Raw genomic sequence first — 18,817 nt, 5'->3', positions numbered from 1 at the left:
GATCTTAACAAGCGGACCGCCGCGCGGGGTCGAGCGATCCTTCCAAACCGCCACCGGGTGCCGCGTGCACGCACGGATCGGGCCCGATCGCCCGTGGGAGCGGGGCGTCGCATTACAATGTCGCCCATGACGCAAACAGTGCTCCTCGCCATCGATACGTCGACCGAATACTGCTCGGTCGCGCTGCTGCGCTCGGCCCATGCCGATGACGCCGTTTCCACCCCGCAAACCTGGGTCCGCCACGAACTGACGGGCGCCGTGTCGAGCACGCGCGTGCTGCCGGCGATTCAGGAGCTTTTCGCCGAATCGGGGCTGACGCTCGCCGATTGCGATGCGATCGCCTTCGGCTCGGGCCCGGGCTCGTTCACCGGCCTGCGCACCGCGACGGGCATCACCCAGGGTCTTGCGTTCGGGCGCGGGCTGCCGGTCGTGCCGATCGGCACGCTGCTCGCGTGCGCCGAGCACGCGCGGCTGCGCGCGCCCGGCACGACCCGCGTGCTGGCCGCGCTGGATGCGCGGATGGATGAAGCCTACTGGGCGGATTTCGCGTGGGACGACAGCGCCGGCGACTGGCGCACGCTGCACCCGGCTTCGCTCGATGCGCCGGCTGCCGTCGGCGTGCCCGATGCGCCGTTCACGCTCGCGGGCAATGCGGCCGCCGCGTTCGGCACGCAGTTGCCGGCCGCGGCGCACGCGGCCGTGATCGACGGTGACGCGATGCCGCATGCGCTGGCGGTCGCCCATGCCGCTTTGCGTGCGTTTCGCGCCGGCCGCGCGGTGCCGGCCGATCAGGCCGCGCCGGAGTACGTGCGCGACAAGGTTGCCCAGACCACGGCCGAGCGCGTCGCGGCACGGGCCGCGCAGACGGGCGGAGCGAAGGGATGACAGGCGTACTGTTGAGCGACCGTTATCTGGCGCCGATGACGGATGCCGATCTCGACGAGGTCGTCTCGATCGAACGCGTCGCGTACGAATTTCCGTGGAGCCGCGGCAATTTCGAGGATTCGTTGCGCAACGGCTATCTGGGCGTGTGCCTGCGGCACGTGACGGGTTCGCTGATCGGCTATTGCGTGCTGATGCCCGTGATCGACGAAATGCACCTGCTGAACCTGTGCGTCGCGCCGGCCGCGCAGCGCGCAGGCGCGGGCCTGGCGCTGCTGCGCGAGGCCGTGCGCATTTCGCGGGCGGAAGGGCTCGGCGGCGTGCTGCTCGAGGTGCGGCCGTCCAACCCGCGCGCGATTCATCTGTACGAGCGCTTCGGCTTCTTGACGATCGGCCGGCGCAAGAATTATTACCCGGCGAAGCATCGCGGTCGGGAGGACGCGATCGTGATGCGTCTGACGCTGAACAAGGACGAAGGGGACGCGCATGGCATGGGCTGAAGCGGCGCTTGAGGAAATGGGCCTCGCGCAGATCTGGGTGCGGCGCGGGCAAAGCGCGAATGAAGGCGCGGACGAGGGCGCGGCAATCGACGCGCACGCCGCCGCGCAAACCGGTGCGGCGGACGCGGCGCCGGCCGTCGCGTCCGAGCGGCCTGCGCGCACCGCACGTACGCCGGTGCAGGACGATGCACCGCCGGCAGTGGCGCGGCGCGTCGATGCTCCGCTGGCCCGCGAGCCTGTCGCTCCGGCGCGGCGTGTCGACGATGGCGATCGCGCGCCTGCACCGGTTGCGCCGGTCGCGTCGAACGACACGATGCCGCCGATCGACGACATGCCGCCTGCCGGCCCCGACGATTTCGCGTGGTTCGATGCGGCGCCGCCGGGCGACCCCGTGCCGGTGGCCGAATCGCGTCCCGTCGGTGCGCCGGTTGCCGCGCTCGACTGGGATGCGCTGGCTGCACGCGTGTCGGACTGCACACTTTGCCGGCTGTGCGACAAGCGGACCAACACCGTGTTCGGCGTCGGCGACCGCGAAGCGGACTGGATGCTGATCGGTGAAGCGCCGGGCGAGAACGAGGACAAGCAGGGCGAGCCGTTCGTCGGCCAGGCCGGCAAGCTCCTCGACAACATGCTGCAGTCGCTGTCGCTCAAGCGCGGCGACAACGTGTACATCGCGAACGTGATCAAGTGCCGGCCGCCCGGCAACCGCAATCCGGAGCCGGACGAGGTCGCGAGCTGCGAGCCCTATCTGCAGCGCCAGGTCGCGCTCGTGAAGCCGAAACTGATCGTCGCACTCGGCCGCTTCGCCGCGCAGACCCTGCTGAAGACGGACGCGAGCATTGCGTCGCTGCGCGGCCGCGTGCATGCATACGAAGGTGTGCCGGTGATCGTGACCTACCACCCGGCGTACCTGTTGCGCAGCCTGCAGGACAAGTCGAAGGCGTGGGCCGACCTGTGCCTCGCGCGCGACACGTTCCGGCGCGCAGAGGGCGGCGACGCGAACGGGCCGGCCGGGCAATGACGACCGGCGCGGCGGTCGCATTCGTCGATACGCTGCACGACGTCGCGGTCCGGGATCTGGGCTGGCTGCTGGCCAGCCCGAGCCTGCTGACCGCGGTGCCGGCCGCGCCGCTTGCGCGCCCGTGGCTGGATGCGGTCGGGCAATCGGCTGTCGAAACATGGCTCGCCGCGCTCGATGCGCAGCCCGAGCCGCTGCATCGCGCACTCGACGGGTTCCGGCCGACCCGGCTCGGCCGCTACGCCGAATGCCTGCTCGAGTATTTCCTGACGCATGGGCCGTCGCTGCGGCTTGTCGCGGCCAATCTGCCGCTGCGCAGCAACGGCAAGACGCTCGGCGAGGTCGATTTTCTCGTCGATGCACCGGACGGGCAGCGCCTGCACTGGGAACTCGCGGTGAAGTGCTATTTGTGCGCGCCGGTACAAGCCGATGCGTCGCTCGCCGATTTCGTCGGCCCCAATCTCGTCGACCGGTTCGACCGCAAGCGCAGCCGGTTACTTGAGCACCAGTTGCGGCTCGGTAATCACGACGCGTTCGCGCGGCTCGGCTACGGCGCGCCGTCCGATGCGCAGATGTTCATCAAGGGCTGGCTGTTCTATCCGTACGGTGCGCCTTTGCCGCCCGTGTCCGCCGAAATCGCGCCGGATCACCCGCGCGGTTTCTGGCTCACGCACGCGCAGTGGCCGGCCTGGGCGGCCGCGCAGCGTGCCGGCGTTGCGTGGGGTGTGCTGCCGCGGCTGGCGTGGCTTGCACCGCGACGTGCTGCCGCCGACGCCGGCTTCGAACCTCAACCGCTCGCGGCCGCACTCGAGCTGCCGCCCGTGCTGGCGAAGCGTCAGGCTCCCGACCTGATCGGCATCCATGAGAAGGGGGGCGATGGCACATGGCGCGAGACGGCGCGCGGCTTCGTCGTGCCGGACGACTGGCCGGCGCGCGCGCAGGCGTTCGCGGCGCAGGATCACTGACGCCGCGCTAGCCGGCGCTTACCACCAGCGATGGAAGTGATGGACGGGGCCGACGCCGTGCCCGACGTCGAGGCGGCCACTCGCGGCGATCGCGCCGGTCAGGTAGATCTTGGCCTCGCGCACCGCGCTTTCGAGGTCCGGCTGCTGCGGCAGCAGCGCGGCGATCGCCGACGACAGCGTGCAGCCGGTGCCGTGCGTGTTGCTGACCGGTACGCGTGCGCCGTCGAGCCGCACGGTGCGCGCTGCTTCGACGAGCCAGTCGGGGCTCGCGGACGCGTCGGGCAGGTGGCCGCCTTTCATCAGCACGGCGCGCGCGCCCGTCTGTAACAACGCCTGACCTTGCCGGACCATCTCGTCTTCGGTGGTTGCGGGCGCATCGTTCAGCAGGGCGGCCGCTTCGGGCAGGTTCGGCGTCACGACCGTCGCGAGCGGCAGCAGCGCATCGCGCAACGCGTCGACGGCATCGGGCGCGAGCAGCGCGTGCGAGCTCTTCGAGATCATCACCGTGTCGAGCACGACGAAGCGTGGCGCGTAACGGCGCAGCGCGTCGGCCACCGCGTGCACGATCGCGGCATTCGCGAGCATCCCGATCTTGACCGCATCGATGCGGATATCGCCGAACACCGCGTCGAGTTGTGCGGCCACGAACGCAGCGTCCGGCGCATGCACACCCGTCACGCTGCGCGTGTTCTGAGCGGTCAGCGCGGTGATCACGCTCGCGCCATATGCGCCGAGCGCGGAAAAGGTCTTCAGGTCGGCCTGGATGCCTGCGCCGCCACCCGAATCGGAGCCGGCGATCGTCAGGATGTTGGGTATCGGGTGCGTCATGAGGGCAACGCGCCGGTTCGAGGACCGGCGCCGGCGGACGGAAACGGGAAGTGTAGCGTCAGTGCCGCGATTCGCCGATCAGCGCGACCGAGTCGAACTGGCGCTGGTTCGCCTGGTGACGGCGCATCACGAGCCACATCGTCAGGCAGACGAACGTGCCGAACAGCACGATCACGACGCCGACCGGCACGTCGAGCCACACGAGCACCGCATACAGGCACAGCATCACGAGCACCGACAGGTTCTCGTTGAAGTTCTGCACCGCGATCGAGTGGCCGGCCGACAGCAGCACGTGGCCGCGATGCTGCAGCAGCGCATTCATCGGAACGACGAAGTAGCCGGACAACGCCCCGACGCAGATCAGGAAGATGTAAGCGATGATCAGGTACACGGGCATGCGCAAGTGGCCGAAGTGCACGGCCCAGTGCGACGGGAACAGGTCGCGCGTGTAGAACGCCATCAGCATCACCGCGATGCCCATGATGATGCCGACGGGCAGTACTGTCAGCGATTTCTTCAACGGGATCCGCGCCGCAGCGGCGATTGCGCCTGCCGCGACGCCGACGGCGACCACGGCCTGCAGGATCGCGCCTTCCGACAGCGACATGCCGAGCGAGACTTCAGCCCACTTCAGCACGATGAACTGCAGCGTCGCGCCCGCGCCCCAGAACAGCGTCGTGACCGCCAGCGAGATCTGGCCGAGCTTGTCGCGCCACAGCACCATGAAGCAGTCGGCGAAATCCGTGAGGAGCTTGACCGGGCCGCGTTCCTGCTTCGGGTAGCGGGCGCCCGTATCGGGGATGCGCAGGTTGAACAGCGCGGCGATCACGTAGATCGCCATGATGATCGCCATCGCCGCTTCGGCGGGCGTGCTGATCCAGGCGGGCGTGTGCGCGATCACGTGCGATGCGATGTGCGGGCTGATCAGCGCACCGCCCAGCACGGTGCCCAGAATGATCGAGCTGACGGTCGTGCCTTCGATCCAGCCGTTCGCGGCGACCAGCCGGTCGGCCGGCAGCAGCTCGGTGAGGATGCCGTATTTCGCAGGCGAGTAGGCCGCCGCACCGAAACCGACGATCCCGTACGCGATCAGCGGGTGGGCGCCGAACAGCATGATCATGCAGCCGACGACCTTGATCGAGTTGGTGATGAACATCACGCGGCCCTTCGGACGCGAATCCGCGAAGGCGCCGACATAGGCCGCCAGCACCACATAGGACAACACGAAGAACAGCTTCAACAGCGGTGTCATCCAGTTGGGGGCGTGGAGGTCTTTCAGCAGGGCGATGGCGGCGATGAGGAGCGCATTGTCGGCCAGCGACGAGAAAAACTGCGCGGCCATGATGGTGTAAAAACCTTTTTTCATCTGATGCGATGCTTTCGTCGCTGCGGCAGGGCCGCGTAGGCCGCCTGGTATGCGATCGGCTTATTCCGTTCGAAATGGGTTGTGCGCACGGCTTTATAACATGAAAATACGCCAGTTCGGACTAGCAAGATTCCCCGATCGTTCCGCAAATTGTCGGCTTCAGTGCTCAAAAGGCGCGGTAAGCTGATGATTCGCAAGCGTCTTTACGTAAATTTCCCATGCCGCGCCCGATCTCCGCCACCATCCATACCGCCGCTCTCGCGAACAATCTCTCCGTCGTCCGCCGCTTTGCCGGCCCGTCCAAGGTCTGGGCGGTCGTCAAGGCCAACGCGTACGGTCACGGTCTCGCGCGTGCGTTTCCCGGCCTGCGCGGCACCGATGGCTTCGGCCTGCTCGACCTCGACGAGGCCGTCAAGCTGCGCGAGCTCGGCTGGGCCGGCCCGATCCTGCTGCTCGAAGGGTTCTTCCGCTCGACCGACATCGACGTGATCGACCGCTACAGCCTGACGACGACCGTCCACAACGACGAGCAGATGCGGATGCTGGAAACGGCGCGGCTGTCGAAGCCCGTCAACGTGCAGCTCAAGATGAACAGCGGGATGAACCGGCTCGGCTACCTGCCGGAAAAATACCGCGCCGCATGGGAGCGCGCCCGCGCGTGCCCGGGCATCGGCCAGATCACGTTAATGACCCATTTTTCGGATGCGGACAACGAGCGCGGCGTCGCCGAGCAGCTCGCGACGTTCGAGCGCGGCGCGGAAAACATCGCCGGTGCGCGCAGCCTCGCGAACTCCGCGGCGGTGCTGTGGCATCCGGACACGCACTTCGACTGGGTGCGCCCGGGGATCGTGCTGTACGGCGCGTCGCCGTCCGGGTCGTCGTCCGACATCGCCGATACCGGGCTGAAGCCTGCGATGACGCTCGCGTCCGAGCTGATCGCGGTGCAGACGATCGGGAAGGGCCAGGCCATCGGCTATGGTTCGACGTTCTCCGCGCAGGCACCGATGCGGATCGGCGTGGTCGCGTGCGGTTACGCGGACGGCTATCCGCGGGTCGCGCCCGAAGGCACGCCCGTGATCGTCGACGGCATCCGCACGCGGATCGTCGGTCGCGTATCGATGGACATGATCACCGTCGACCTGACCCCGTGCCCGCAGGCCGGTGTCGGCGCGCGCGTCGAGCTGTGGGGCAATGCGCTGCCGATCGACGACGTCGCCCGCCATTGCGGGACGATCGGTTACGAGCTGATGTGCGCGGTCGCCGGCCGCGTGCCCGTGCGAGCGGAATAAGGGCGTCGCGCGTGGCCAAACAGAAAACGGTATACGTCTGCAGCGAGTGCGGCGGACAGACCCCCAAGTGGCAGGGCCAATGCCCGTCGTGCCAGGCCTGGAACACGCTGGTTGAATCGGTTGCCGAGGCGCCGTCGGCCCATCGTTTCCAGTCGCTCGCGAAGCGGGCGCCCGTCCAGCGTCTCGTCGACATCGAAGCGGCCGACGTGCCGCGCTTCTCGACCGGCATCGGCGAATTCGACCGCGTGCTCGGCGGCGGGCTGGTTGCCGGCGGCGTCGTGCTGATCGGCGGCGACCCGGGCATCGGCAAGTCGACGCTGCTGCTGCAGTCGCTCGCGGACATCGCGAGCGAGCGGCGCGCGCTCTATATCAGCGGCGAGGAATCGGCCGCGCAGATCGCGTTGCGCGCGCAACGGCTTGCGCTGCTCGACGGCGGCGCGCCGGCGGATGAACTGAAGCTGCTCGCCGAGATCCAGCTCGAGAAGATCCAGGCCGCGATCGACACGGAACGGCCGGATGTGGCCGTGATCGACTCGATCCAGACCGTCTATTCGGAAGCGCTCACGTCGGCGCCGGGCTCGGTCGCGCAGGTCCGCGAGTGTGCGGCGCAGCTCACGCGCATCGCGAAGCAGTCGGGCACCGCGATCATCATGGTCGGGCACGTGACGAAGGAGGGCAACCTGGCCGGCCCGCGCGTGCTCGAGCACATCGTCGACACGGTGCTGTATTTCGAAGGCGACACGCATTCGTCGTTCCGGCTCGTGCGCGCGTTCAAGAACCGCTTCGGTGCGGTCAACGAACTCGGCGTGTTCGCGATGACCGAGCGCGGCCTGCGCGGCGTCACGAATCCGTCCGCGCTGTTCCTGTCGCAGCACGAGCAGGTCGTACCCGGCTCGTGCGTGCTCGTCACGCAGGAAGGTACGCGCCCGCTGCTCGTCGAAATCCAGGCGCTCGTCGATACGGCGCACGTGCCGAACCCGCGCCGGCTCGCGGTCGGCCTCGAGCAGAACCGGCTCGCGATGCTGCTCGCGGTGCTGCACCGGCATGCGGGTATCGCGTGCTTTGACCAGGATGTCTTTCTCAATGCGGTTGGCGGCGTGAAGATCACCGAGCCGGCCGCCGACCTCGCGGTGCTGCTCGCGATCCATTCGTCGATGCGCAACAAGGCGTTGCCGAAAGGGCTGATCGTGTTCGGCGAAGTGGGGCTGGCAGGCGAGATCCGGCCGTCGCCGCGCGGGCAGGAGCGGTTGCGCGAAGCCGCGAAGCTCGGCTTCACGTCCGCGCTGATCCCGAAGGCGAATGCGCCGAAGCAGCCGATCGAAGGGCTGAACGTGATGGCCGTCGATCGGCTCGAACAGGCGATCGACCGCGTTCGCGATCTCGAGTGACCGGCCCGGCAGGCGCCCGGACCATCCGTGCGGGCGATCTGTCGCGTAATTCTCTGTAAAGAAGATGTAGGGTTCTGTAACCCGACGGACATCGCTTTTCCCTATCCTTTGCCGGATTGTCGAACCGCGCAATGCGAAGGGAACCTATGTTGAAGTCGTATGGGGAAGCGCCGAGCGGACGCCTTTACAACCTGCGTGGCTGTCGCGTGTCGGAGCCGATTCGCCAACCCTGGGGCGGCGGATGCCGGATCGTCGAATGGATCGACGAAGAGGGGCGCCTGGCGCGCAAGGTCGTGTCCGAGGACGTGACGGAAGCAGAAGTGGCCGCGGCGATCAGGCGGCCGACCGAAGGGCGCCGGTACCTGATGAGTGACGACGAGCAGACGCCGCGCGACACGTTGCCGCGACGCTGAGCTGGCAGCGCGGCGAGCGGCCGGCAAACGACGGTAATAACAAGGCCGGGCCAATGTGTCCGGCCTTGTTGCATCCGGGCCCTGTGCGGGCCTGATGGTTTGTCGAAGAACCCGTTCGCCGGCGTGCCGGGCTGGCGGCACCGGCCGGCGGTACAGCGGCCGCGTTCAGCCGATCTGTTCGAGTTCTTCGTGCGCGGCGAGCCAGTCGGCCTCAACCGTTTCGAGACGCGTGTTGACGTCGCCGAGCTTGCGGATCGCATCGGTCAGTTCCGCCTTGCGCTCGGCTTCGTAGCTCGCCGGGTCGGCGACGAATGCGTCGAGGCGCGCCTTCTCCGCGTGCAGCGTCTCCATCTCCTTCTCGAGCTTCGTGATGCGCGTCTGCAGCGGCTTCTTCAACACCGACAGGCGTTGCCGCTCCTCGGCGGCCTGACGCTTCTGGTCCTTGCGGTTGGTCGCGGCGCCCGCGCCTGGCGAAGCCGCGCTGTCGGCCTTCGCGGCGGCACGCTGCTCGGCCGCGTGCTGCAGCAGCCAGTCGCGGTAGTCGTCGAGGTCGCCGTCGAACGGCTGCAGCCGGTGCTTCGCCACCAGCATGAACTGGTCGGTCGTTGCGCGCAGCAGGTGGCGGTCGTGCGAGACGAGGATCAGCGTGCCTTCGAACTGCGCGAGCGCCATCGTCAGCGCATGACGCGTTTCGAGGTCGAGGTGGTTGGTGGGTTCGTCGAGCAGCAGCAGGTTCGGCTTCTGCCAGATGATCAGCGCGAGCGCGAGGCGTGCCTTTTCGCCGCCCGAGAACGGCCCGACCGGGGTGGTCGCCATGTCGCCCGAGAAGTTGAAGCCGCCGAGGAAGTCGCGCAGTTCCTGCTCGCGCGTGTCGGGCGCGAGCCGCGCCAGATGCGCGAGCGGCGAATCGTCCTCGCGCAGCGTTTCGAGCTGGTGCTGGGCGAAATAGCCGATCGTCAGCCCCTTGCCGTCTCGGACGTGCCCCGACAGCGGCGCGAGCGTGCCGGCCAGCGTCTTGATCAGCGTCGACTTGCCCTGGCCGTTCGCGCCGAGCAGGCCGATGCGCTGGCCGTTCTGGATCGACAGCGCGACCCGCTCGACGATCGGAATCTCTGCTCCGCCGTCGGCGCGGTAGCCGCAGCGGACGTCTTCCATCACCATCATCGGATTCGGCGCGGCGTCGGGCGTACGGAATTCGAACGTGAACGGCGACGCGATGTGCGCGGGCGCGATCAACTCCATCTTCTCGAGCGCCTTCATCCGGCTCTGGGCCTGCTTGGCCTTGGTCGCCTTGGCCTTGAAGCGGTCGACGAAGCTCTGCAGGTGTTCGATCGTCTTCTGCTGCTTTTCGTAGGCACTTTGCTGCAACGCCAGTTGCTGTGCGCGCAGCACTTCGAACTGCGAGTAGTTGCCGCCGTAGCGCTTCACCTGGCGGTTTTCCAGATGCAGCGTGACATTGCAGATCGAATCGAGGAATTCGCGGTCGTGCGAAATCACGACGAGCGTGCCGGGGTAGCGGTGCAGCCAGTCTTCGAGCCAGACGATCGCGTCGAGGTCGAGGTGGTTCGTCGGTTCGTCGAGCAGCAGCAGGTCGGAACGGCACATCAGCGCCTGCGCGAGGTTCAGGCGCATGCGCCAGCCGCCGGAGAAGCTGGCGACGGATTCGCGCGTCTGCGCGAGCGTGAAGCCGAGCCCGAGCAGCAGCGCCTCGGCACGGGCGGGTGCGGTGTAGCCGTCGGCGTCGGCGAACGCCGCGTGCGCATCGGCTTCGGCGGCGCCGTCATGCGCGGCGGACGCGGCGGCGATGCGCGCTTCGATCTCGCGCAGCGCGGCGTCGCCGTCGAGCGTGTAGTCGAGCGCCGAGCGGTCGACGGCGGGCGTTTCCTGCGACACATGGGCGATCCGCCACGACGGCGGCATCGAGAAATCGCCGCCGTCCGAGTGCAGCTCGCCGCGCAGGACCGAGAACAGGGTCGACTTGCCGGCGCCGTTCGCGCCGATCAGGCCGGCTTTCTCGCCGGGATTGAGTACGAAGGAGGTCGACTCGAACAGCGGCTTGGTGCCGCGCGCAAGGCTGAACTGATTGAAACGGATCACGGCGGAGATGACTGGCCAAAACCGCTATTCTAGACTGCGCGCCGCTCGCGCCGGGCATTGGCCGTTCGGCGGATGCCGCAACGGGGCAATTTCGCCTAGACTTCACGTCGATCCGGTTTCGTAAGAGGAGTGCCCGATGTCCACCCTGTATTCGTTCAGCGCAGAGACGCTTGCCGGCGCGCCGGCCTCGCTCGACGCGTATCGCGGCAAGGTGCTGCTGATCGTCAACACCGCGAGCGAGTGTGGTTTCACGCCGCAGTACGCGGGCCTGCAGAAGCTGTACGACCAGTACGCGGCACGCGGCTTCTATGTGCTCGGTTTTCCGTGTAACCAGTTCGGCAAGCAGGAGCCCGGCGACGCCGCGCAGATCGGCGCGTTCTGCGAGCGCAATTACGGCGTCACCTTCCCGATGTTCGCGAAGATCGACGTGAAGGGCGACCATGCGCATCCGCTGTACCGCTACCTGACCGACGAGGCGCCCGGCATCCTCGGCCTCAAGGCGATCAAGTGGAATTTCACGAAGTTCCTGATCGATCGCGAAGGGCGCATCGTCAAGCGCTACGCGCCGTCGACCAAGCCCGACGAAATCGCCGCGGATATCGACAAGCTGCTGTGACGGCTGCCGGCGGCGTTCGCGGTGCCGGTGCGGATCGCACGGGCGCCGCCACCGTCCCGGCCGTCAGAGGATCGGTGCGAACAGCCGCGCGACGTGCATCGCGATGCGCCGCCAGGCGGGCGACCGGCGGTATTCGTTCGCATCGACCTCGTACGCCTGCGCGAAATCGGCATCCAGCATCGTCTCGACCTCATCGGCGAACGTGCGGTCGACGGTCAGCACCATGATCTCGAAATTGAGGCGGAACGAGCGGTTGTCGAGATTCGCGCTGCCGATCGCCGCCGCGATGCGGTCGATCAGCACGACCTTCTGGTGCAGGAAGCCGGGCCGGTAGCGGAACACCTTGACGCCCGCATCGACCAGGTCGCGTGCATACAGCTTCGACGCTTCGAACACCACGTAGTGATCGCGCCGGCTCGGGATCAGGATGCGCACGTCGACGCCGCGCATCACGGCGAGCTTCAACGCGGAGATCACGGCTTCGTCGGGGACGAGGTACGGCGTGGTGATCCAGACCCGCTCGCGCGCGGCGTTGATCGCCTCGACGAAGAACAGCGAGCCCGTCTCCTGCTTGTCGGCCGGCCCCATCGGCACCGCGAGGCAATGCATGTTGTCGCCGGGCTGCGCGGGCGGCGGCAGCGCGAGGGGCGGCAGTTTCTGCGTCGCCCAGTGCCAGTCTTCGGCGAACACGTACTGGATGCTCGCGACCACCGGGCCGCGGATCTCGATGTGCGTGTCGCGCCACGGCGACAGGCGCGGCTTCGCGCCGAGATACTCGACGCCGACGTTGTGGCCGCCGACGAACGCGCGATTGCCGTCGACGACGACGATCTTGCGATGGTTGCGGAAGTTGAGCTGGAAACGGTTGACGAACTTCCGGTTGGTCGCGAACGGATGCACTTCGACGCCACCCTGGCGCAGCGTGTCGACGTAGCTGTGCGGCAGGTCGAAGCTGCCGATGCTGTCGTACAGCAGGCAGCAGCGCACGCCGGCTGCCGCACGCGCGAGCAGCGAGTCGCGCAGCATCCGGCCGAGCGCATCGTCGCGCACGATGAAGAACTGCACCACCACGTAGTCACGCGCGGCGTCGATAGCCGCCAGGATCGCCGAGAACGTCGCGTCGCCGTTCACGAGCGTGCGTACCGAGTTGCCGCCGAGGAACGGCATGCCGCCGAGCCGCGTGAGCGCGAGCACGGCGGCCTGGCCGAGCGCGTCGGCGGCCGGCCCGTCGGTCGCGTCTGCCGCGTCGGTGCTGAGCCACGGCGAGCGCGGTGTGTGCGTGCGCAACAATTCCAGCTCGTGGCGCCGTGCGTCGACATAGCCGGAGAACTTGCTGCGGCCGAGGAACAGGTACGGAACGAGCGTCAGGTACGGCATCGCGGCGAGCGAGACGGCCCACGCGATCGCGCCTTGCGACGTACGCGTATTCATGATCGCGTGGCACGCCGCGACGATCCCGAGCACGTGGATGGTCAGGATCAGGGTACCGAGATGTAGCCAGTCGAGGGTCATGGGCGCGTGACGGACTCCTGAGGTCGCGCGGCCGGGCGGCCGCCTACGCGCATCTTACCCAACCGTGCGGCGCAACGGTGCACCGCACGGTGGGCAAGCCGGAAAGGTTCAGCCCTTGCGCGGCAGGTCCGACGCCTGGATCAGGAACACGGCGTCGTCTCCAGCGCTGGTGGGCAGCCACGTGAGTTCGAGGCCACCGAACGCGGCTTCGACGTTTTCGCGCTCGTTGCCGATCTCGACGACGAGCACGCCGTCGTCGTGCAGCCAGCGATGGGCCTCGGCGACGATGCGTCGCACGATGTCCATCCCGTCATCGCCACCCGCGAGCGCCATCTCCGGCTCGTGCCGGTACTCGGGCGGCAGCGCGGCCATCGACGACGCGTTCACGTACGGCGGGTTCGTCAGGATCACGTCATAGCGTGAGCCCGGGTCGGTGCGGAACGCGGGCAGCGGCGCGTAGAGGTCGCCGCGATGCAGCGCGATGCGGTCTTCGAGGCCGTAGTCGCGCACGTTGATCTCGGCGACTTCGAGTGCCTTGTCGGACAGGTCGACCGCGTCGATCTCGGCGTTCGGGAACGCGCTCGCCGCGAGGATCGCGAGGCAGCCGGAGCCCGTGCACAGCTCGAGCACCGCGCCGACCTGCTCGGGATCGGCGACGTACGGCTGCAGCCCGTCGTCGAGCAGCTCGCCGATGAACGAGCGCGGCACGATCACACGTTCGTCGACGTAGAAGCGGTGGCCGTGCATCCACGCTTCATGCGTGAGGTACGCGGCCGGCACGCGGTCGGTCGCGCGCCGTTCGATCACCGCGAGCACGGCCGCGATTTCGTCGGGCAGCAGCCGCGCGTCGAGGAACGGCTCGAGCGTGTCGAGCGGCAGGTCGAGCGTGCGCAGCACGAGGTAGGCCGCTTCGTCGTACGCATTGTCGGAGCCGTGGCCGAACGCGAGCTTCGCTTTCGAGAAGCGCGTGACCGCGTAGCGAAGCAGGTCGCGAACAGTGGCAAAAGGTGTCGTCATGCGAGGCTCCATCAGGCGATCAGTTGTTCGAGCACGCGGCGGTACACGTTCTTCAGCGGGTCGACGAAGCGCACTTCGATGTGCTCGTCGATCTTGTGGATGCTGCCGTTCGGCGGGCCGAACTCGATCACCTGCGGGCAGATGCGCGCGATGAAACGGCCGTCCGACGTGCCGCCGGTCGTCGACAGTTCGGTCGCGATGCCGGTCTCGGTGCGGATCGCGTTTTCCAGCGCGCCCGACAGCTCGCCGCGCGGCGTGAGGAACGGCAGGCCGCTTACCGACCATTTCAGCGTGTATTCGAGGCCGTGCTTGTCGAGGATCGCGTGCACGCGCGCCTGCAGGCCCTCGACCGTGCTCGCGGTCGAGAAGCGGAAGTTGAACAGCAGGTCGGCGTGGCCGGGAATCACGTTGGTCGCGCCGGTACCGGCGTGCAGGTTCGACACCTGCCAGGTGGTCGGCGGGAAGTACTCGTTGCCTGCGTCCCACTGCTCGGCGGCGAGCTCCGCGAGCGCCGGCGCGAGCAGGTGGATCGGGTTCTTCGCGAGGTGCGGATACGCGATGTGGCCCTGTACGCCCTTGACGACGAGTTCGCCCGACATCGAGCCGCGGCGGCCGTTCTTGACGACGTCGCCGAGCTCGGTGGTCGACGTCGGCTCGCCGACGATGCAGTAGTCCATGCGTTCGCCGCGTGCTTCGAGCAGCTCGACGACCTTCACGGTGCCGTCGGTGGCGGGGCCTTCCTCGTCGCTCGTGATCAGGAACGCGATCGCGCCGCGGTGGTCGGGATGGGCTGCGACGAATTCCTCGGACGCGACGACGAACGCCGCGAGCGACGTCTTCATGTCGGCCGCGCCGCGGCCGTACAGCTTGCCGTCGCGATGGGCGGGGATGAACGGCGGCGAGCTCCACTGCTCGAGCGGGCCGGTCGGCACGACGTCGGTGTGGCCCGCGAACGCGAGCAGCTTGCCGTCGCGGCCGTCGGTGCCGCGCTTGACGGCCCACAGGTTGGTGACGCCGTGCGACGCGATGGTCTCGCATTCGAAGCCGAGCGCGGCGAGGCGCTCGGTCATGATCTGCTGGCAATGCTGGTCGTCGGGCGTCACGGACGCGCGGGCGATCAGCTGTTCGGTAAGGGCTAGGGTGGCGGACATGGTTCGGACCACTTTCGATAAAAAATGCCGGCGCGGTGGCCGGCAGCGATGAGACGTCGTGCGCTGCGCGAACGGGCGCCGCGCAGCGCGGGCAACCCTATGCGGCAAACAGCGCCGCGTATTGATCGGCGGTGAAGCCGAGCGATTTCACCCGGCCGTTGACCACCAGCACGGGGCGCTTGATGACCGACGGCTTGTGGATCATCAGCGCGACCGCGCCGGCCTTCGTTTCGGCGGCCGCCTTCATCGCGTCGTCCAGGCCGCGCCACGTCGTGCCGCGCTTGTTGACGAGCGCGTCGAGCGACACGTCCTTCAGCCAGTCCTCGACGAGCGGCGCGCTGACACCGAGCTTCTTGAAGTCGTGAAACTCGAATTCGACGCCGTGATCGTCGAGCCACACGCGGGCCTTCTTCACGGTGTCGCAGTTCGGAATGCCGTAGACGACCACGGTGTGCGGCTTTGCCATCAGTCGCCTCGCAGCAGCTCGTTCAGGCCGACCTTCGCGCGCGTCTTGGCGTCGACCTTCTTGACGATTACCGCGCAGTACAGGCTGTGCGAGCCATCCTTCGACGGCAGGTTGCCTGCGACGACGACCGAGCCGGCTGGGATGCGGCCGTAGCTGACTTCGCCCGTTTCGCGATCGTAGATCTTGGTGCTCTGGCCGAGGTACACGCCCATCGAGATCACCGAGTTTTCCTCGACGATCACGCCTTCGACGACTTCCGAGCGCGCGCCGATGAAGCAGTTGTCTTCGATGATGACCGGGTTCGCCTGCAGCGGCTCGAGCACACCGCCGATGCCGACGCCGCCCGACAGGTGCACGTTCTTGCCGATCTGCGCGCACGAACCGACCGTTGCCCAGGTGTCGACCATCGTGCCTTCGTCGACGTACGCGCCGATGTTGGTATACGACGGCATCAGCACGACGTTCTTCGCGATGAACGAGCCGCGGCGCGCGATGGCCGGCGGGACGACGCGGAAGCCGCCTGCGGCGAAATCTTCAGCGGTGTAGTTCGCGAACTTCGACGGCACTTTGTCGTAGAACTGCGAGTAGCCGCCGGCGGGCATCGGTGCGTTGTCCTCCAGGCGGAACGACAGCAGCACGGCCTTCTTCAGCCACTGGTGCACGGTCCAGTTGCCGTCGATCTTCTCGGCAACGCGCAGCGCGCCTTTGTCGAGCTGCTCGATCGCATGCGCGACGGCTTCGCGGACGTCGGCCGGTGCGGCCTTCGGCGACAGCTCGGCGCGGTTGTCCCAGGCGGTATCGATGATTTGCTGAAGTTGTTGCGACATGTTCGTTTTCGCAGGAGATGGATGGAATTGATCGGATGGACGATTACCGCGCGAGAGACCGGCAGAAATCGACGATGCGTTGCGCGCCCTCGACGCATTCGGGGGTGCCCGCGACGAGCGCGATCCGGATGAAATCGCGGCCCGGATTCGTGCCGTGCGCATCGCGCGCCAGGTACGAGCCGGGCAGAACCGTCACATTATAGTCGGCGTACAGTTGGCGGGCGAACTCGGTGTCCGACAGCCCGGTGCGCGACACGTTGGCCCACAGGTAGAACGCCGCGTCCGGCAGCTTCACGTCGATCACGTCGGCCAGCATCGGCGTGACGGTATTGAACTTCTGCAGGTACAGCGCGCGGTTCTCGCGCACGTGCGCCTCGTCGTTCCACGCGGCGATGCTCGCGTGCTGCCAGACCGGCGACAGCGCCGCGCCGTGATACGTGCGATACAGCAGGAATTTCTTCAGCAGCGCCGCGTCGCCGGCGACGAAGCCCGAGCGCATGCCCGGCACGTTCGAGCGCTTCGACAGGCTCGACAGCATCACGAGCCGCTCGAAGCCGCGGCCGAGGCGGTGCGCGGCCTCGAGGCCGCCGAGCGGCGGCGCCGCTTCGTCGAAATAGATCTCCGAATAGCACTCGTCGGATGCGATCACGAAACCGTGGCGGTCGGACAGCGCGAACAGCTCGCGCCAATCGTCGAGCGTCAGCACGGCGCCCGTCGGGTTGCCCGGCGAGCAGACATACAGCAGTTGCGTGCGCGCCCAGACTTCGTCGGGCACGGACGCGTAGTCGCACGCGAAGTTGCGGGCCGGGTCGCTGTTCGCGAAATAGGGTTCGGCACCGGCCAGCAGCGCCGCGCCTTCGTAAATTTGATAGAAAGGATTCGGACAGAGTACGATCGCTTTCTCGCCCTGTTCGGACGGGCGTGCGTCGATCACCGTCTGCGCAAGCGAGAACAGTGCTTCGCGCGACCCCGACACGGGCAGCACCTGCGTCGCCGGATCGATGGCCGGCAGCCCGTAGCGGCGCTCGAGCCAGTGCGCGATCGACGTGCGCAGCGCGTCCGAGCCGGCGGTGGCCGGGTACGATGCGAGACCGTCGAGCGCGGCCACCACGGCGTCGCGGATCAGCGCGGGAGTCGCATGTTTGGGCTCGCCGATGCCGAAGCTGATCGGTTTGAGGGCGCGGGAGGGCGTCACGTCCTTGAACAGGGCGCGCAGCTTTTCGAAGGGATAGGGCTGGAGCGAGTCGAGTCGAGGGTTCACGGGCGAAGCGGCCATCGCGGCCGGTTGGAGCGAAAGAAGCGGCGGGCGCGCCGCGCGGCTGCGAACGGGCGCCGATGGCGCGCGGGTCGCAACGAACGATTATAGCGTGACGGAATGCGGTCGCGGCCCGCCGGAACGGCGGCCGGGCTAGTCGAATAAAGGGTATTGAACCAAATGAATAACGCGGTACGCGGCAGCCTGCCGACGCTGGCCATCCTGATCGGCGCATCGGTATGGGGCCTGATCTGGTATCCGCTGCGGATCCTGGCATCGCTGGGCGTGACGGGCACGCTGGCGAGCGCGCTGACGAGCCTCGTCGCCTTCCTGTTCGTGATATTCGCGCGGCACCGCACGATCTCGACGCTCCGCTGGCACTGGGTGCTGCCCGGCATCGCGGTGACGGCCGGCGTGACGAACCTCGGGTTCGTGTGGGGCACGATCCACGGCGAAGTGCTGCGCGTGATGCTGCTGTTCTACCTGACCCCCGCGTGGACCGCGATCTACGCGCACTTCCTGCTGCGCGAGCGGCTGACCTGGGCCGGCGCCGGGCTCGCGGCGCTGTCGATCGGCGGTGCGATGCTGATGCTGTGGTCGCCGAAGCTCGGCCTGCCGCTGCCGGCCACCCCGGCCGAATGGGCCGGTCTCGCGGCCGGGTTGAGCTTCGCGATGAGCAACGTGCTCGTGATCAAGGCGAGCCGTGAACTGCCGGAGATGCGCGCCGAGATGCGCACCGCGACGCTGTTCGGCGGCGCGGCCGTGTTCGGCGCGATCGCGTCGCTGTTCGAGGGGATTCCTGCGGCGCCGGCGGGCGGCCAGCTTGGCACGGCCGCGCTGATCATCGTCGCGATCGGCGTGACGATGGCGTCGAACAACCTGCTCGTGCAATACGGGCTGGCGCGCGTGCCGGCGAACCGTGCGTCGATCATCATGCTGTTCGAGATCGTGATCACCGCGCTGTCGGCATGGGTGTTCGCGAACGAGCTGCCGACCGCGCGCGAGTGGGCGGGCGGCGCGTGCATCGTGCTGGCGACGCTGCTGTCGAGCCGGGTCCATCGCGCCGCGCCTGCACCGGACAAACCCGGCGACGGTCGGGACGGTGCACGCGCGATGGTATGATGGAAGCCGTTTGCGGGGCCCAACGCTGGATGCGCGCGGCCCCGCTTTTGAATTCCGGGGCGCATCGCGCGCATGGGCCGTCCGGCCTCGCGCAGTGCGGCTCCG

At 67.8% G+C, this 18,817-nt stretch carries 18 protein-coding genes; 9 read left to right on the top strand and 9 right to left on the bottom strand.

What is annotated here, in order from left to right; translation table 11 throughout:
• Positions 1-117: 117 nt before the first annotated feature.
• From tsaB to ACPTTC_RS11910, 4 genes are read left to right on the top strand one after another with little or no spacing between them, the layout of a single operon-like run.
• Positions 118-885 (top strand): tRNA (adenosine(37)-N6)-threonylcarbamoyltransferase complex dimerization subunit type 1 TsaB, encoded by a 768-nt coding sequence (gene tsaB / locus ACPTTC_RS11925; RefSeq protein WP_423392597.1) that lies wholly within the window; start codon positions 118-120, stop codon positions 883-885.
• Positions 882-1,382, top strand: a complete 501-nt coding sequence (gene rimI / locus ACPTTC_RS11920) for a ribosomal protein S18-alanine N-acetyltransferase (RefSeq protein WP_175969496.1) — start codon at positions 882-884, stop codon at positions 1,380-1,382. The genes tsaB and rimI overlap by 4 nt, the downstream gene beginning before the upstream one ends.
• Positions 1,369-2,403: a uracil-DNA glycosylase family protein gene (locus ACPTTC_RS11915; protein WP_423392596.1), complete on the top strand. Its 1,035-nt coding sequence runs from the start codon at positions 1,369-1,371 to the stop codon at positions 2,401-2,403. Before rimI ends, ACPTTC_RS11915 begins: the two co-directional genes overlap by 14 nt.
• Complete coding sequence (locus tag ACPTTC_RS11910; RefSeq protein ID WP_423392595.1) at positions 2,400-3,365, top strand: DUF1853 family protein; 966 nt, start codon at positions 2,400-2,402, stop codon at positions 3,363-3,365. The genes ACPTTC_RS11915 and ACPTTC_RS11910 overlap by 4 nt, the downstream gene beginning before the upstream one ends.
• Positions 3,366-3,383: 18 nt before the next feature.
• Here ACPTTC_RS11910 and thiD read toward each other — a convergent pair whose 3' ends face one another.
• Entirely contained in the window at positions 3,384-4,193 is an 810-nt protein-coding gene (thiD, locus tag ACPTTC_RS11905) for a bifunctional hydroxymethylpyrimidine kinase/phosphomethylpyrimidine kinase (protein WP_423392594.1), read from the bottom strand.
• A 58-nt stretch (positions 4,194-4,251) separates the two neighbouring features.
• Positions 4,252-5,559: a lysophospholipid transporter LplT gene (gene lplT, locus ACPTTC_RS11900; RefSeq protein ID WP_423392593.1), complete on the bottom strand. Its 1,308-nt coding sequence runs from the start codon at positions 5,557-5,559 to the stop codon at positions 4,252-4,254.
• 218 nt (positions 5,560-5,777) lie between these two features.
• Between lplT and alr the strand changes: the two genes are divergently transcribed.
• From alr to ACPTTC_RS11885, 3 genes are all read left to right on the top strand, one after another.
• Entirely contained in the window at positions 5,778-6,848 is a 1,071-nt protein-coding gene (gene alr / locus ACPTTC_RS11895) for an alanine racemase (protein ID WP_175953405.1), read from the top strand.
• Between the two features lie 11 nt (positions 6,849-6,859).
• Positions 6,860-8,236 carry a DNA repair protein RadA gene (gene radA / locus ACPTTC_RS11890; RefSeq protein WP_175953404.1) on the top strand — a complete coding sequence of 459 codons (1,377 nt, stop codon included), beginning with the start codon at positions 6,860-6,862 and terminating at the stop codon, positions 8,234-8,236.
• 146 nt (positions 8,237-8,382) lie between these two features.
• On the top strand, positions 8,383-8,649 hold the full coding sequence (locus ACPTTC_RS11885; protein ID WP_423393354.1) for a DUF2866 domain-containing protein: 267 nt from the start codon (positions 8,383-8,385) through the stop codon (positions 8,647-8,649).
• 165 nt (positions 8,650-8,814) lie between these two features.
• Here the strand turns inward: ACPTTC_RS11885 and ACPTTC_RS11880 are convergent, their stop codons facing one another.
• Entirely contained in the window at positions 8,815-10,746 is a 1,932-nt protein-coding gene (locus ACPTTC_RS11880) for an ATP-binding cassette domain-containing protein (protein ID WP_423392592.1), read from the bottom strand.
• A 136-nt stretch (positions 10,747-10,882) separates the two neighbouring features.
• On the opposite strand from ACPTTC_RS11880, the gene ACPTTC_RS11875 reads away from it, so the two are divergent.
• Positions 10,883-11,362 carry a glutathione peroxidase gene (locus tag ACPTTC_RS11875; protein WP_027787077.1) on the top strand — a complete coding sequence of 160 codons (480 nt, stop codon included), beginning with the start codon at positions 10,883-10,885 and terminating at the stop codon, positions 11,360-11,362.
• 63 nt (positions 11,363-11,425) lie between these two features.
• On the opposite strand, the gene cls is transcribed toward ACPTTC_RS11875, so the two are convergent.
• From cls to dapC, 6 genes are all read right to left on the bottom strand, one after another.
• The gene (gene cls, locus ACPTTC_RS11870; RefSeq protein ID WP_423392591.1) at positions 11,426-12,874 is read right to left on the bottom strand and encodes a cardiolipin synthase; all 1,449 of its coding nucleotides are present in this window, start codon (positions 12,872-12,874) and stop codon (positions 11,426-11,428) included.
• A 108-nt stretch (positions 12,875-12,982) separates the two neighbouring features.
• Positions 12,983-13,891 (bottom strand): 50S ribosomal protein L3 N(5)-glutamine methyltransferase, encoded by a 909-nt coding sequence (prmB, locus tag ACPTTC_RS11865; protein WP_226196750.1) that lies wholly within the window; start codon positions 13,889-13,891, stop codon positions 12,983-12,985.
• An 11-nt stretch (positions 13,892-13,902) separates the two neighbouring features.
• Complete coding sequence (gene dapE, locus ACPTTC_RS11860) at positions 13,903-15,042, bottom strand: succinyl-diaminopimelate desuccinylase (protein WP_423392590.1); 1,140 nt, start codon at positions 15,040-15,042, stop codon at positions 13,903-13,905.
• 97 nt (positions 15,043-15,139) lie between these two features.
• Complete coding sequence (locus ACPTTC_RS11855; protein WP_423392589.1) at positions 15,140-15,508, bottom strand: ArsC family reductase; 369 nt, start codon at positions 15,506-15,508, stop codon at positions 15,140-15,142.
• Positions 15,508-16,335 (bottom strand): 2,3,4,5-tetrahydropyridine-2,6-dicarboxylate N-succinyltransferase, encoded by an 828-nt coding sequence (dapD, locus tag ACPTTC_RS11850; protein ID WP_014896723.1) that lies wholly within the window; start codon positions 16,333-16,335, stop codon positions 15,508-15,510. Before dapD ends, ACPTTC_RS11855 begins: the two co-directional genes overlap by 1 nt.
• Before the next feature lie 43 nt (positions 16,336-16,378).
• On the bottom strand, positions 16,379-17,611 hold the full coding sequence (gene dapC, locus ACPTTC_RS11845) for a succinyldiaminopimelate transaminase (RefSeq protein ID WP_423392588.1): 1,233 nt from the start codon (positions 17,609-17,611) through the stop codon (positions 16,379-16,381).
• Positions 17,612-17,770: 159 nt separating this feature from the next.
• Between dapC and ACPTTC_RS11840 the strand changes: the two genes are divergently transcribed.
• Entirely contained in the window at positions 17,771-18,712 is a 942-nt protein-coding gene (locus tag ACPTTC_RS11840; RefSeq protein ID WP_423393353.1) for a DMT family transporter, read from the top strand.
• The last annotated feature ends 105 nt before the right edge of the window (positions 18,713-18,817 follow it).

The organism is Burkholderia mycopellens, assembly GCF_964265025.1.
GTDB lineage: Bacteria > Pseudomonadota > Gammaproteobacteria > Burkholderiales > Burkholderiaceae > Burkholderia.
The sequence above is the reverse complement of the archived record's forward strand: the minus strand, read 5'-3'. Positions and strand labels throughout refer to the sequence as shown.